Source organism: Pseudomonas moorei (assembly GCF_008801475.1).
Lineage (GTDB): Bacteria > Pseudomonadota > Gammaproteobacteria > Pseudomonadales > Pseudomonadaceae > Aquipseudomonas > Aquipseudomonas moorei.
In genome coordinates, this window is record NZ_VZPP01000005.1 from 254851 (window position 1) to 269802 (window position 14952).

9 protein-coding genes are annotated in these 14952 nt (G+C 61.4%); all 9 read left to right on the forward strand.

The window, feature by feature from the left end; all coding sequences use genetic code 11:
• Window positions 1-274 precede the first annotated feature (274 nt).
• The 9 genes from gltB to gspG all read left to right on the forward strand — a co-directional run bounded on the left by gltB (window position 275) and on the right by gspG (window position 14951).
• Complete coding sequence (gene gltB, locus F7R06_RS11425) at window positions 275-4720, forward strand: glutamate synthase large subunit (protein ID WP_090328247.1); 4446 nt, start codon at window positions 275-277, stop codon at window positions 4718-4720.
• Between the two features lie 33 nt (window positions 4721-4753).
• On the forward strand, window positions 4754-6172 hold the full coding sequence (locus F7R06_RS11430; protein WP_090328250.1) for an FAD-dependent oxidoreductase: 1419 nt from the start codon (window positions 4754-4756) through the stop codon (window positions 6170-6172).
• A gap of 246 nt (window positions 6173-6418) precedes the next feature.
• Window positions 6419-7486, forward strand: coding sequence for a uroporphyrinogen decarboxylase (gene hemE, locus F7R06_RS11435; protein ID WP_090328253.1), 1068 nt, complete (start codon window positions 6419-6421; stop codon window positions 7484-7486).
• Between the two features lie 295 nt (window positions 7487-7781).
• The gene (gene gbpA / locus F7R06_RS11440; RefSeq protein WP_090328255.1) at window positions 7782-9248 is read left to right on the forward strand and encodes an N-acetylglucosamine-binding protein GbpA; all 1467 of its coding nucleotides are present in this window, start codon (window positions 7782-7784) and stop codon (window positions 9246-9248) included.
• A gap of 96 nt (window positions 9249-9344) precedes the next feature.
• Window positions 9345-9875, forward strand: coding sequence for a type II secretion system protein N (locus F7R06_RS11445; protein WP_090328258.1), 531 nt, complete (start codon window positions 9345-9347; stop codon window positions 9873-9875).
• A gap of 8 nt (window positions 9876-9883) precedes the next feature.
• Window positions 9884-11809, forward strand: coding sequence for a type II secretion system secretin GspD (gene gspD, locus F7R06_RS11450; RefSeq protein WP_090328260.1), 1926 nt, complete (start codon window positions 9884-9886; stop codon window positions 11807-11809).
• The gene (gspE, locus tag F7R06_RS11455; protein ID WP_090328262.1) at window positions 11806-13287 is read left to right on the forward strand and encodes a type II secretion system ATPase GspE; all 1482 of its coding nucleotides are present in this window, start codon (window positions 11806-11808) and stop codon (window positions 13285-13287) included. Before gspD ends, gspE begins: the two co-directional genes overlap by 4 nt.
• A gap of 3 nt (window positions 13288-13290) precedes the next feature.
• Window positions 13291-14499: a type II secretion system inner membrane protein GspF gene (gene gspF, locus F7R06_RS11460; protein WP_090328265.1), complete on the forward strand. Its 1209-nt coding sequence runs from the start codon at window positions 13291-13293 to the stop codon at window positions 14497-14499.
• Between the two features lie 2 nt (window positions 14500-14501).
• Complete coding sequence (gene gspG / locus F7R06_RS11465; RefSeq protein WP_090328268.1) at window positions 14502-14951, forward strand: type II secretion system major pseudopilin GspG; 450 nt, start codon at window positions 14502-14504, stop codon at window positions 14949-14951.
• The last annotated feature ends 1 nt before the right edge of the window (window position 14952 follow it).

Below are 14952 nucleotides of genomic sequence, written 5' to 3' on the forward strand. Positions count from 1 at the left end.
GCGTGCCTTGTGGTGTCTGCGTCACAGTAGTCTTTGAGTCGTTGCGGTCAAAATTAAAAAAGTTTTGACTAGCACAGCAGATCGCTTTAAACCTTTCACAAATGCGACATGGATTTGCGACATTTCGTCGTCAAATTTGTGAGGCTAAGTGTCGGTGTGTACAATGACCTCCCTTTTGCCCCCGCAAAGCCGGCGCACGTTCGGCGTGGATGGTAAGTGGTTGAATTGAAAAGAAATTTGCCTCGATAAGAGGCAGCCTGGTGAGAAAGTGTCTATGAAAGCAGGTCTGTACCAACCAGATGAATTCAAGGATAACTGCGGTTTCGGCCTGATAGCCCACATGCAGGGCGAGCCCAGTCATACCCTATTGCAAACGGCCATCGAGGCCCTGACCTGCATGACCCACCGCGGTGGGATTAATGCCGACGGCAAGACCGGTGACGGTTGCGGTCTGCTGATTCAAAAGCCGGACGTGTTCCTGCGAGCCATCGCCCAGGAAACGTTCGGCGTCGACCTGCCCAAGCAATATGCCGTGGGCATGGTCTTCTTCAACCAGGACCCGGTCAAAGCCGAAGCCGCTCGCGAGAACATGAACCGCGAGATCCTGGCCGCCGGCTTGCAGCTGGTTGGCTGGCGCAAAGTGCCGATCGACACCAGCGTCCTCGGCCGCCTGGCCCTTGAGCGTCTGCCGCAGATCGAGCAGGTGTTCATCGGCGGTGAAGGCCTGAGCGACCAGGACATGGCCGTTAAGCTGTTCACCTCCCGTCGTCGCTCGTCCGTGGCCAACGCCGCCGACGTCGATCACTACGTCTGCAGCTTTTCCCACAAGACCATCATTTATAAAGGCCTGATGATGCCGGCGGACTTGACCGCCTTCTATCCGGACCTGAGCGATGAGCGCCTGCAAACCTCGATTTGCGTGTTCCACCAGCGCTTCTCCACCAACACCCTGCCGAAATGGCCGCTGGCCCAACCGTTCCGCTTCCTGGCGCACAACGGCGAGATCAACACCATCACCGGCAACCGCAACTGGGCCGTGGCCCGTCGCACCAAGTTCACCAACGATCTGATGGACCTGGAAGAACTCGGCCCGCTGGTCAACCGCGTTGGTTCCGACTCCTCCAGCATGGACAACATGCTCGAGCTGATGGTCACCGGTGGCATCGACCTGTTCCGTGGCGTGCGGATGATCATTCCGCCAGCGTGGCAGAACGTCGAGACCATGGACCCGGATCTGCGTGCGTTCTACGAATACAACTCGATGCACATGGAGCCGTGGGACGGCCCGGCCGGCGTGGTCATGACCGATGGTCGCTACGCGGTGTGCCTGCTCGACCGTAACGGTCTGCGTCCGGCGCGCTGGGTCACCACCAAGAACGGCTTCATCACCCTGGCCTCTGAAATCGGCGTCTGGAACTACCAGCCTGAAGACGTGATCGCCAAGGGCCGTGTGGGCCCAGGCCAGATCTTTGCCGTGGACACCGAAACCGGTCAGATCCTCGACACCGATGCCATCGACAACCGCCTGAAGTCTCGTCATCCGTACAAGCAATGGCTGCGCAAGAACGCCCTGCGCATCCAGGCGACCATGGAAGACAACGACCACGGTTCGGCGTTCTACGACGTCGATCAGCTCAAGCAATACATGAAGATGTACCAGGTCACGTTCGAAGAGCGCGACCAGGTGCTGCGTCCGCTCGGCGAGCAAGGCTACGAAGCCGTGGGCTCCATGGGCGACGATACGCCGATGGCCGTGCTGTCCCAGCGCGTGCGCACGCCGTACGACTATTTCCGCCAGCAGTTCGCGCAGGTGACCAACCCGCCGATCGACCCGCTGCGTGAAGCCATCGTCATGTCGCTGGAAATCTGCCTCGGTGCCGAGCGCAACATTTTCCAGGAGTCGCCGGAACACGCCTCGCGCGTGATCCTCAGCTCGCCGGTCATTTCCCCGGCCAAGTGGCGCTCGCTGATGAACCTCGATCGTCCGGGCTTCGAGCGCGCGATCATCGATCTGAACTACGACGAAAGCGTCGGCCTCGAAGCGGCGATCCGCAACGTTGCCGATCAGGCTGAAGAAGCCGTGCGCGCCGGTCGTACCCAGGTCGTGCTGAGTGACCGTCACATCGCCCCGGGCAAGCTGCCGATCCACGCTTCCCTGGCCACTGGCGCGGTGCACCATCGCCTGACCGAAAAAGGCCTGCGTTGCGACTCCAACATCCTGGTGGAAACCGCGACCGCCCGTGATCCGCATCACTTCGCCGTGTTGATCGGTTTCGGTGCCTCTGCCGTTTATCCGTTCCTGGCTTATGAAGTGCTGGGTGACTTGATCCGTACCGGTGAAGTGCTGGGCGACCTCTACGAGGTGTTCAAGAACTACCGCAAAGGCATCACCAAGGGCCTGCTCAAGATCCTGTCGAAGATGGGTATCTCGACCATCACGTCTTACCGTGGTGCGCAGTTGTTCGAAGCCATCGGCCTGTCCGAGGAAGTCTGCAACCTGAGCTTCCGTGGCGTGCCAAGCCGCATCAAGGGTGCGCGTTTCGTCGACATCGAAGCCGAGCAGAAAGCCCTGGCCACCGAAGCCTGGAGCCCGCGCAAGCCGATCCAGCAAGGCGGCCTGCTGAAGTTCGTCCACGGTGGCGAATATCACGCGTACAACCCGGACGTGGTCAACACCCTGCAAGCCGCTGTGCAGCAGGGCGACTACAGCAAGTTCAAGGAATACACATCGCTGGTGGATAACCGTCCGGTGTCGATGATCCGCGACCTGCTGAAAGTCAAAACCCTCGACAAGCCGCTGGACATCAGCGAAATCGAACCGCTGGAATCGGTGCTCAAGCGCTTCGACTCCGCGGGTATCTCGCTGGGCGCCCTGTCGCCGGAAGCTCACGAAGCCCTGGCCGAAGCCATGAACCGCCTCGGTGCGCGTTCCAACTCCGGCGAAGGCGGCGAAGACCCGGCGCGCTACGGCACCATCAAGAGCTCGAAAATCAAGCAGGTTGCCACTGGCCGTTTTGGCGTGACCCCGGAATACCTGGTCAATGCCGAAGTGCTGCAGATCAAGGTTGCCCAGGGCGCCAAGCCGGGCGAGGGCGGTCAACTGCCGGGCGGCAAGGTCAACGGTCTGATCGCCAAACTGCGTTATGCAGTGCCGGGCGTGACCCTGATTTCGCCGCCGCCGCACCACGACATCTACTCGATCGAAGACTTGTCGCAGCTGATTTTCGACCTCAAACAAGTCAACCCGAAAGCGCTGGTTTCGGTGAAGCTGGTGGCTGAAGCGGGCGTCGGCACCATCGCCGCCGGTGTGGCCAAGGCCTACGCGGACTTGATCACCATCTCCGGCTACGACGGCGGTACCGGTGCATCGCCGCTGACCTCGATCAAATACGCGGGCGCCCCGTGGGAACTCGGCCTGGCCGAAACCCACCAGACCCTGCGCGGCAACGACCTGCGCGGCAAAGTCCGGGTACAGACCGATGGCGGCCTGAAAACCGGCCTCGACGTGATCAAGGCGGCCATCCTCGGCGCTGAAAGCTTCGGCTTCGGCACCGCGCCGATGATCGCCCTGGGCTGCAAATACCTGCGCATCTGCCACCTGAACAACTGCGCCACCGGCGTTGCGACCCAGAACGAGAAGCTGCGCAAGGATCACTACATCGGCACCGTCGACATGGTGGTCAACTTCTTCACCTACGTCGCCGAAGAAACCCGTGAGTGGCTGGCCAAGCTGGGTGTGCGCTCCCTCGAAGAGCTGATCGGCCGTACCGACTTGCTGGAAATCATCGAGGGGCAGACCGCCAAGCAGCATCACCTGGACCTGACCCCGTTGCTCGGCAGCGATCACGTGCCGGCTGACAAGCCTCAGTTCTGTGGCGTTGACCGTAACCCGCCGTTCGACAAGGGCCTGCTGGCCGAGAAAATGGTCGACATGGCCACTTCGGCGATCAACGACCTGAGCGGCGCCGAGTTCGCCCTGGATATCTGCAACTGCGACCGTTCCATCGGCGCGCGGATCTCCGGTGAAATCGCCCGCAAGCACGGCAACCAGGGCATGGCCAACGCACCGATCACGTTCCGTTTCAAAGGGACTGCCGGTCAGAGCTTCGGCGTGTGGAACGCTGGAGGCCTGAACATGTACCTGGAAGGCGATGCCAACGACTACGTCGGCAAAGGCATGACCGGTGGCAAGCTGGTCATCGTTCCGCCGAAGGGCAGCGTCTACAAGACCCAGGACAGTGCCATCATCGGCAACACCTGCCTGTACGGCGCCACTGGCGGCAAGCTGTTCGCCGCCGGCACCGCGGGTGAGCGTTTCGCCGTGCGTAACTCCGGTGCCCACACCGTCGTGGAAGGCACTGGCGATCACTGCTGCGAGTACATGACCGGTGGTTTCGTCTGTGTTCTGGGCAAGACCGGTTACAACTTCGGTTCTGGCATGACCGGTGGTTTCGCCTACGTGCTCGACCAGGACAACACTTTCGTTGACCGGGTCAACCACGAACTGGTGGAAATCCAGCGGATCAGCGGCGAGGCGATGGAAGCCTACCGCAGCCACCTGCAGCGCGTGCTGAACGAGTACGTCGAGGAAACCGACAGCGAGTGGGGTCGTGAACTCGCCGAAAACCTCGACGATTACGTGCGCCGTTTCTGGTTGGTCAAGCCCAAGGCTGCCTCCCTGAAATCGTTGCTTTCCAGCACCCGTGCCAACCCGCAGTGATATGCGCCTGAAGAGTTTGATGAGGTTTTAACAATGGCTGAACGTCTGAATAATGACTTCCAGTTCATCGAGGTCGGGCGCAAGGATCCGAAGAAGAAACTGTTGCGTCAGCGCAAGAAAGAGTTCGTGGAAATCTACGAACCGTTCAAACCCCAGCAGTCGGCCGACCAGGCCCACCGCTGCCTGGGTTGCGGCAACCCGTATTGCGAATGGAAGTGCCCGGTGCACAACTTCATTCCCAACTGGCTGAAACTGGTGGCCGAGGGCAACATCCTCCAGGCCGCCGAGCTGTCACACCAGACCAACACCCTGCCGGAAGTTTGCGGCCGGGTGTGCCCGCAGGATCGTCTGTGCGAGGGTGCCTGCACCCTTAACGACGGTTTCGGCGCGGTCACCATCGGTTCGGTGGAGAAGTACATCACCGACACCGCGTTCGCCATGGGTTGGCGCCCGGACATGTCCAAGGTCAAGCCGACCGGCAAGCGTGTCGCGATCATCGGTGCGGGTCCTGCGGGCCTGGGTTGTGCCGACGTGCTGGTGCGCGGTGGCGTGACCCCGGTGGTGTTCGACAAGAACCCGGAAATCGGCGGTCTGCTGACCTTCGGCATCCCCGAGTTCAAGCTGGAAAAGACCGTGCTGAGCAATCGCCGCGAAGTCTTCACCGGCATGGGCATCCAGTTCCGCCTCAACACCGAGGTGGGCAAGGACATCACCATGGAGCAACTGCTCGAAGAATACGATGCGGTCTTCATGGGCATGGGCACCTACACCTACATGAAGGGCGGCTTTGCCGGTGAGGACCTGCCGGGCGTGTATGACGCGCTGGACTTCCTGATCGCCAACGTCAACCGCAACCTGGGCTTTGAAAAGTCGCCGGAAGATTTCGTCGACATGAAAGGCAAGAAGGTCGTGGTACTGGGCGGTGGTGACACGGCGATGGACTGCAACCGTACGTCGATCCGCCAGGGCGCCAAGTCGGTGACCTGTGCCTATCGTCGTGACGAAGCGAACATGCCGGGCTCGCGCAAAGAGGTGAAGAACGCCAAGGAAGAAGGGGTGAAATTCCTCTACAACCGCCAGCCGATCGCCATCGTCGGCGAAGACAAGGTCGAAGGCGTGAAGGTGGTCGAGACCCGTCTCGGCGAACCGGACGCCCGTGGCCGTCGCAGCCCTGAGCCGATCCCGGGCTCCGAAGAGATCATCCCGGCCGATGCCGTGGTCATCGCTTTCGGTTTCCGCCCGAGCCCGGCGCCGTGGTTCGAACAGTTCAGCATTCAGACCGACAGCCAGGGCCGCGTAGTGGCCCCTGAGCAGGGCCAGTACAAACACCAGACCAGCAACCCGAAGATCTTCGCCGGTGGTGATATGGTCCGCGGTTCCGACCTGGTGGTGACGGCGATTTTCGAAGGCCGCACGGCGGCTGAAGGGATCCTGGATTACCTGGGCGTCTAAGCTTCGTTAGACACGGCACTGCAATACCTGTGGGAGCTGGCTTGCCAGCGATAGCATCACCTCGGTCTACCTGACAAACCGAGGTGTCTGCATCGCCGGCAAGCCAGCTCCCACAGTGTTTTGTGCTGCTGCAAAGCCTGCATTTCACCGCGACAAATTGACCCGATAGACAAAAGGCTGACCTGCATCCGTGCCTTTTGCGCCCGGCTCTGAGAAAATGCCCGCACTTTTTTTCCGGATGCCGACATGACTGCCCTGAAGAACGACCGTTTCCTTCGCGCCCTGCTCAAGCAACCCGTAGACGTCACGCCCGTGTGGATGATGCGTCAGGCCGGTCGCTACCTGCCGGAGTACCGCGCCAGCCGTGCCAAGGCCGGCGATTTCATGAGCCTGTGCATGAACCCGTCGTTCGCTTGCGAAGTCACGATGCAGCCGCTCGATCGTTATCCACAACTGGATGCGGCGATCCTCTTTTCCGACATCCTGACCATCCCCGATGCCATGGGCCAAGGCCTGTACTTCGAAACCGGCGAAGGTCCGCGCTTCAAGAAAGTCGTCAGCACCCTGGCCGACATCGAAGCCCTGCCGATTCCCGATCCGCAGAAAGACCTGGGCTACGTGATGGACGCGGTCAGCACCATTCGCCGCGAACTGAACGGCCGTGTGCCGCTGATCGGTTTCTCCGGCAGTCCATGGACCCTGGCGACTTACATGGTCGAAGGCGGCTCGTCGAAAGACTTCCGCAAGACCAAAGCCATGCTCTACGACAACCCGCAAGCCATGCACCTGCTGCTGGACAAGCTGGCGCAGTCGGTCACCAGCTACCTCAACGGCCAGATCATGGCCGGTGCGCAAGCGGTGCAGATCTTCGACACCTGGGGCGGCAACCTGTCGGCGGCGGCCTATCAGGAATTCTCCCTGGCCTACATGCGCAAAATCGTCAGCGGCCTGATCCGCGAGCACGAAGGTCGCAAGGTGCCGGTGATCCTGTTCACCAAGAACGGTGGCCTGTGGCTGGAAAGCATTGCCGACGCCGGCGCCGATGCATTGGGCCTGGACTGGACCTGCGACATCGGCAACGCCCGTGAACGTGTCGGCAGCAAAGTCGCACTGCAGGGCAACATGGACCCGACCGTGCTTTACGCCAAGCCAGAAGCGATCCGCGCAGAAGTCGGGCGTATTCTCGCCAGTTATGGCAAGGGCAGTGGTCACGTGTTCAACCTCGGTCATGGCATCACGCCGGAAGTCGACCCGGAACACGCGGGGGCCTTCCTGCGCGCGGTGCATGAGTTGTCGGCGCAGTATCACGAGTAATTGATTCCGCAATGATCAGAAGCCTGTCCGGCCTGGTGCCGGACAGGCTTTTTTTATGTCTTTCAACTTTGCGTTTAGTGAGGGGGAAGTTTCTTGTAAGAGCTTTTTCATTCTTTGTCGGACAGAGGCTTATAGAGACTGATCCTGCGTTAAGCAGCGATTTTCCCTACATAGCAAACGAATTTATCCAAGTAAGGTTTCGGACCCTTGCTCAGCCCCTCGCTGAGCAATGTCGCAAAAATCGGCGCCTGTTCTGCGCGTCTTGATCTTCGATAAGTAGTCTGGAATTCATTTGATGAAAAATACGTCTTATAAGGGAAGTGCGTTGGCTGCCTGCACTTCCTCAATGATCCTGTTATCGGCAATGTTGGCGTCTCAAAGTGCCTCCGCTCACGGCTATCTGGAAGTACCGCCTTCCCGTGCACTGGCTTGCCAGAAAGGCTTGAACACCAACTGTGGCGGTGCGCAATACGAGCCACAAAGTGTTGGCGAAACCTTCAAGGGCTTCCCGGCCGGTGTCGGCGGTGCTCCTTTGCAGGGCCCCGTCGACGGCAAGATCGCAAGTGGCGGTCACTCGCTGTTCTCTGCCATGGACGCTCAGTCCGCCACGCGTTGGCACCTGACGGAAATCAAGGATCGCAACATCGATTTCCAATGGCATTACACGGCCGTACACCCGGCCACCAAGCACGAGTACTTCATTACCCGCAACAACTGGAACCCGAATGAAGCGCTGAAACGCGCCACCTTCGAAAGCACACCGTTCTGCACCATCGACGGCGGTAATCAGAAGCCGTCAAACACCGACAAGCACAATTGCAACATCCCCGCCGACAAATCCGGCCACCACGTGATTCTGGCGATCTGGACCGTCGGTGATACCGATGCGGCGTTTTACAACGCGGCGGACGTGAACATCATTGCCGAGGCCGAGTTGCCGGGCGGCTGGTCTTCCGTGGGCAGCATCGCGCCTTCGACCCCATTGCTGGCGGGTGACAAGGTCAAGGCCCGTGCCTTCTCGGCCAATGGCGAGAGCTCGAACTACAGCGTTGAAATCTCTATCGATAACGCCGAAGAAGGCTCGCCAAACAATTGGTCGTTCAAGCTGGCCGAGGCTATCAACAAGGCTCACAGACTGGTCCGGGCTGGCGTTCGCGATGAAAACGGCGCGATTGAGCCGGTCAAGGGCACGAACAGCCTGTATGCGCAGAAAGAAAGTGGCGTCATCCGCTACGAAGTGCAGCTGGACATGAGGGAAGACACTGCCGCGCGCATGTCGGTGGCGTCACAGCAGGCGGAATACGTACTGGACAAAGGCCAGGCCAAGGTCGAGTTCAGTATGATTTCCAACCGCAAGATGAACGTCGAGGCGACCCTGCACGACGAGCATAACAAGCTGGTCGGCTCCACTTCGGCACAGGTCGACAGCGGTTCGACATCGCTGACCCTGGATGTGCGCAGCAACCCTGGCAAACACACCCTGACACTGGTGGGCACCACCCTGGATGGCCGGACCACTCGCCAGGACACCCAGTCCACCCAGCTGACCGGTGAAGGCGCCGGTGCCGACTATGACTTCGTGTTCCCGGAAGGCATCAGCGGCTACACCGCTGGCACCAAAGTGCTGCAGCCAAAGACCAACGAAGTCTTTGAATGCAAGCAGTTCCCGGAGTCGGGCTACTGCAAGCAATTCAGCCCGTCCGCCAACGGCTATGAGCCGGGCGTCGGTGTGCACTGGCACATGGCGTGGAACAAGCTCTAAGTCCCGCCGCCGTACTTCAGGCGACCCCTTGAAGGTCGTCTGAAGGCTAACTCTTCCGTTGGAAAATCAAGTGAACCAGTCGTGACGTTTTCACTGATGACGGTTACCCGTTTCGGTTGGCGCCTGCGCAACGTTGGCCTATTGCTTTTGCCGGTGGGCTACGCCGTGTTTCTGGCATGGCAGGAGTGGCGCTTTCGTGAACTCTTCGCTCGGCCACCCCTGACAGTGACCACCATAACGCCAGCACCCGCCAACCTCGGTCATGCTCTCGATGCCACCGCTGTGGCCACCGTGCTCGGCTTGACGACCCAAACCGCGCTGCTCGCCAGCGCCGAACCGCTGACCCTGCAGGCCAGCTTCGTCGTCAGCAGTGGCCTGTCCCGTGCCTTGCTGGCCGATGCCCAAGGCTCGCGCATGTATCAAGTGGGCGATCGCTTGCCCGGTGGCAGTGTTCTGCGCCGCGTCGAGGCCAATCAAGTGGTGTTGTGGAACAAGGGGCGCGAGGAGCGGTTGATGCTGCAACCACCTGCCGCGCGATTGCTGCGCCCATTCGAATCGTCCGTCGATGCACAGCCTTCCGTTATTTCTACGCGTTATCTACGCCCGATTGCCGGGCCGTCAGAGTGATCAAGCCCATGAACAGCTTCACTGGCGCGCAAGCCTTGCGTTCCATGTTTCTCGTTGTCGTTTTGGCGACAGCGCCTCTTGCCGGTGCACTTCAGGCCGCGGAAGAAAAGTGGCAGTTGGCGATGAACAACGCCGAGCTGCGCGACATTGTCGAAGAAATCTCATCCATTCTCGGCACCACCGTGGTTCTGGACCCCAGGGTTTCCGGGCGTATCACGGTGATGTCCCGTCAGGCCCTCGACCGTGAGGGCGTTCGCCGGTTGTTCTACTCGGTGTTGGACGCCCACAACTTCACGGTGATCGACGAGGGCGACCGGATCCTCATTACGCCGGTGACCGAGGCCAGGACCCGCGCCAGCGGCTCGGCAAAAAATGCCACGGCTTCGCAATTCGTCACCCGGGTCATCGAGCTGAATACCAGCAGTGCCAACGACATTGCCGGCCTGGTCCGGCCCCTGGTGTCGGTCAACGGCTATGTCGGCCCTTCGGCATCGACCAATGCGCTGGTGATCACGGACACGACCGCCAATGTGCACCGAATTGTCGAAGTGGTGCGGCAACTGGATGCCGGAAAGAACAGCCTGCATGCGGTGGTTCAACTGCGTCATGCCCTGGCCAGCGACGTGGCTCCGGTCATGGAGGCCTCTCTGGGCAAGCGGACTGCCGATACGCCGATCCAGGTGCTGGCCGATAGCCGAACCAATCGCCTGATACTCATTGGACCGACAGCCGTTCGCCAACGCCTGGCCGATCTCGCCCGTCGCCTCGACATCCCGGCCACCGAGCTGCCTGACAACGCCCGGGTGATCCGCCTGCGCCACAGCGACGCCAGGCAGCTGGCAGAAATTCTGGAAACCCTGGGCCAGGGCCGCAAAGCCGCGCCGACCCTGAGCGGCAGCAAGGAAACGGCCTCCGGTGCGACATTCATGATCAAGGCTGATGAAAGCCAGAACGCGCTGGTGTTGATCGCCGAGCCGGCGCAGGTCAGGACCATCGAAAGCATCGTGCGTCAGTTGGATCAACCGCGTGCACAGGTGCTGATCCATGCGGCCATCGTCGAAATCTCCGGTGACATCGCCGAAGCCGTGGGTGTGCAGTGGGGCCTGAACACCGGTGATGCCAAAGGCTTCATCAACTTCCCCGGCACCGACATTCCCATTGTGGGTGGCCTGACGTTCGACGAGAAAAAATCAGCGCCCGAAGGTGCGCTTTTGCGTCTGGGAAGCGACCGTTTCGGCGCATTGATTTCCGCGCTGGCCAGCAACACCCGCAGCAACCTGCTGTCCACGCCGAGCCTGTTGACGCTGGACAACCAGGAAGCGGAAATCATCGTCGGCCAGAACGTGCCGTTCAAAACCGGTTCCTACGCCACCAACAGCAGCGGCGCGGATAACCCGTTCACCACGGTCGAACGCAAGGACGTGGGCATCAGCCTGAAGATCAAGCCGTACATCAATGAAGGCTCGACCTTGCGCCTGGAAGTCGAGCAGGAAGTCTCCGACATCGCGCCCTCGGTATCGGGCATCGACTCTTCGGACCTGATCACCAACAAACGAGCGCTCAAGAGCACCATCCTGGCCGACGACGGCGAAATCATCGTGATAGGCGGCCTGATCCGCGACAGCGTGCGCACACAGAAAAGCGGTGTGCCGCTGCTGCGCGACATTCCCTACCTCGGCGCACTGTTTCGGTGGAACCGGGAAACCCAGACCAAAAGCAACCTGATGGTGTTCTTGCGACCGACCATCGTGCGCAGCAAGGAAGACCTGGTTGAAGTCAGCCGGCAGCGTTACAACGCGCTGCATGACTTGAGTCAGCGTGGGGCGCAGGGCAACAACTCGTTGTTGTTGCCGGCCGATGCGCGTCAGTTGTTCGAACCGGTTTCCGACGCGCCGCTGTTCGATCTGCGCAAGCCTGCGACGAGTACGCCATGACCGGCGTGAACGATGATTGCCAGCCGCTGCCGTTCGGTTTCGCCCGGCGTTTCGGCGTCTTGCTGGAGCGCGACGGTGACGAGTGGGGGCTGGCGCTGCGTGCCGATACGCCGCTCACCGCGCTGGCCGAAGCGCGGCGGCTATGCGCTCGGGAACTGCCGCTGCGACTGTTACCACCGCCAGTATTTGCCGAACGTCTGGCGGCGGCGTACCGCGAAGGCCAGAGCGCGGCGGAACAGGTCGCCCAAGGACTGGATGACGACCTGGACTTGCTCAGCCTGGTGGATCAGGTGCCGCAAACCGCCGATTTGCTGGAGCAGCAGGGCGATGCGCCGATCATTCGTCTGATCAACGCGCTGCTCAGCGAAGCCGTACGCGAACAGGCCTCGGATGTGCACCTGGAAACCTTCGAGCGGTACCTGTCGGTGCGCATGCGCGTCGACGGGCAATTGCGCGAAATGCTCCGGCCACGGCGTGAACTGGCGACCCTGCTGGTGTCGCGGATCAAGGTCATGGCGCGGCTGGATATCGCTGAAAAGCGCGTGCCCCAGGATGGCCGCATGGCCCTGCGGCTGGCCGGGCATGAAGTGGATGTGCGGGTCTCGACCCTGCCATCGGCGCACGGTGAGCGAGTGGTACTGCGCCTGCTCGACAAACAGGCCGGGCGCCTCGAATTGCCGCGCCTGGGCATGCCGGACAGTACCCTGGCGGCCCTGCGCGAACTGCTCGGCAAACCCCATGGCATCCTGCTGGTCACCGGGCCCACCGGTTCCGGAAAAACCACCAGTCTGTACGCGGCGTTGAGCAGCCTGAACGACCAGACGCGCAACATCCTCACCGTCGAAGACCCCATCGAATATCACCTGCCGGGCGTCGGCCAGATGCCGGTCAATCCGAAGGTGGACATGACCTTCGCCCGCGGTTTACGGGCGATTCTGCGCCAGGACCCGGACGTGGTGATGGTCGGCGAAATCCGTGATCGCGAGACGGCGGAAATCGCCGTGCAGGCCTCGCTCACCGGTCATCTCGTGCTCTCGACATTGCACACCAACAGCGCGGTCGGCGCGGTCACGCGGCTGGTCGACATGGGCGTCGACGCCTACCTGCTGGCGTCTTCGCTGGTGGGCATTCTGGCCCAACGCCTGCTGCGCACCTTGTGTCCGCATTGCAAGACGCCTTACCGCGCAGATGCAGCGACCCGCCAGCGGCTGGGGCATGACGCGACGGCGCCCTTGCAGCTATTCCGGGCCGTGGGCTGTGAACAGTGCCAGCACGGCTATCGCGGGCGCATCGGCATCTACGAATTGATCAGTGTGACGCCAGCCATTTCTGCGCTGATTCATCAGGGGGGCAGCGAGCAGGCATTGCTCGGCGAGGCGCGCAAGGCGTCGCTCAGTCTGTTTCAGGACGGTCGGCAACGGGTGATCGACGGCCTGACCAGCCTCGACGAGTTACTGCGTGTGACTCGGGAGGACTAAGGCATGCCGACTTTCGATTACCGCGCCGACGACGCCCAGGGCCGCCCTTGCAAGGGGCGGCTGGAGGCTGACAGCCCTCGACATGCCCGGCAGTTGTTACGCGAGCGCGGCTTGTGGCCCCGTGATGTGAGTGAAATCCGGGTCGCTGCGGGTACGAAGTCGTCCCTTGGCAGCGGCCGCTTGAGTGCCGCTGACCTGGCATTGCTGACGCTGCAACTCTCTACGTTGGTCCAGGCGGGTCTGCCGCTGGAGGAAGCCCTCGATGCGGTGGCCAAGCAAAGTGCCAAACGTCGGGTGGCGGGGCTGTTATCGGCCGTCAGAAGTCGAGTGATGGAGGGGCACGCGCTGGCCACGGCGTTGGCGCAATTCCCCAGGGCCTTCCCCGAACTGTTCCGCGCTACGGTCGCCGCGGGTGAGCGCTCCGGTCATCTGGGCCATGTGCTGGAGCAACTGGCCGCGTACACCCAGGCCCGCCAGGCCTCGCGGCAAAAGATCCAGATGGCCTTGGTCTACCCGGCGATTCTGATGCTGGCCAGCGTGCTGATCGTCGGGTTTCTGCTCGGTTACGTGGTGCCGGACGTGGTGAAGATCTTTGTCGACAGCGGTCAGGCATTGCCGTGGCTGACCCGAGCGCTGATCAGCGCCAGTGACGGATTGCGCAGCCATGGCCTGATGTTGCTCGGCGTGATCGCGATGGTGGTTGGTCTCTGGCGTTGGAGCCTGCGTCAGCCGACCTGGCAGCTGCGTTGGCATCGCCTGATGCTGAACCTGCCGGTGATCGGCGAAGTGTTGCGGGCAATGGAAGCCGCGCGGTTCGCCAGCACCCTGGCCATCCTTGGTAAAAGCGCAGTGCCGCTGGTCGACGCCCTGGAAATCGCCGCTGCCGTCATCGGCAACCTGACCATTCGCGCACGCATGGCCGACGTGGCCCGCTCGGTCCGCGAAGGCGGGACCCTGACCCGTGGCCTGGAACTGAGCGGCGACATCCCGCCGATGATGCTGCACATGATCGCCAGTGGCGAACGGGCCGGCGAACTCGACCGCATGCTGGCCCGCGCCGCCGAACAACAGGAAAGCAGCCTGGCAGCGCGCATCGCCCTGGTGGTGAGCCTGTTCGAACCCGCCATGCTCGTGCTGATGGGCGGCGTCGTGCTGCTCATCGTGCTGGCCATCCTGCTCCCGATTCTCAGCCTCAACCAATTGGTGAATTGACCTTGAACGCCCTACATCGCAGAACCTTCCAGCGCGGTTTTACCCTGATCGAAATCATGGTGGTGGTGGTCATCATCGGCATTCTCGGGGCCATCGTGGTGCCGCAGTTCATGAGCCGCCCCGATCAAGCCAAAGTCACCGCCGCCAAAGTCGATATCCAGGCCATTGCCACCGCCCTGGAAATGTATCGCCTCGACAATTTCCACTACCCCTCGACCCAACAGGGGCTGGAAGCCTTGGTCAAGCGTCCGTCCGGGCAGCCGGCGGCGCGGAACTGGAACCCTCAGGGCTACCTGAAAAATCTGCCCGTCGATCCGTGGAGCACGCCCTATCAGTACCTCAACCCCGGTGTGAAATCGGCCAATGGCGGCTATGACCTGTACTCCCTGGGTTCCGACGGCGTGGTCGGTGGCGAAGGGCATGCGGCTGACATCGGCAACTGGGGTGAGTGAA

Excerpts from the sequence above, each read along its gene's own strand:
- gltB (WP_090328247.1), top strand. The coding sequence starts at position 275 with ATGAAAGCAGGTCTGTACCAACCAGATGAATTCAAGGATAACTGCGGT.
- F7R06_RS11430 (WP_090328250.1), top strand. The coding sequence starts at position 4,754 with ATGGCTGAACGTCTGAATAATGACTTCCAGTTCATCGAGGTCGGGCGC.
- hemE (WP_090328253.1), top strand. The coding sequence starts at position 6,419 with ATGACTGCCCTGAAGAACGACCGTTTCCTTCGCGCCCTGCTCAAGCAA.
- gbpA (WP_090328255.1), top strand. The coding sequence starts at position 7,782 with ATGAAAAATACGTCTTATAAGGGAAGTGCGTTGGCTGCCTGCACTTCC.
- F7R06_RS11445 (WP_090328258.1), top strand. The coding sequence starts at position 9,345 with ATGACGGTTACCCGTTTCGGTTGGCGCCTGCGCAACGTTGGCCTATTG.
- gspD (WP_090328260.1), top strand. The coding sequence starts at position 9,884 with ATGAACAGCTTCACTGGCGCGCAAGCCTTGCGTTCCATGTTTCTCGTT.
- gspE (WP_090328262.1), top strand. The coding sequence starts at position 11,806 with ATGACCGGCGTGAACGATGATTGCCAGCCGCTGCCGTTCGGTTTCGCC.
- gspF (WP_090328265.1), top strand. The coding sequence starts at position 13,291 with ATGCCGACTTTCGATTACCGCGCCGACGACGCCCAGGGCCGCCCTTGC.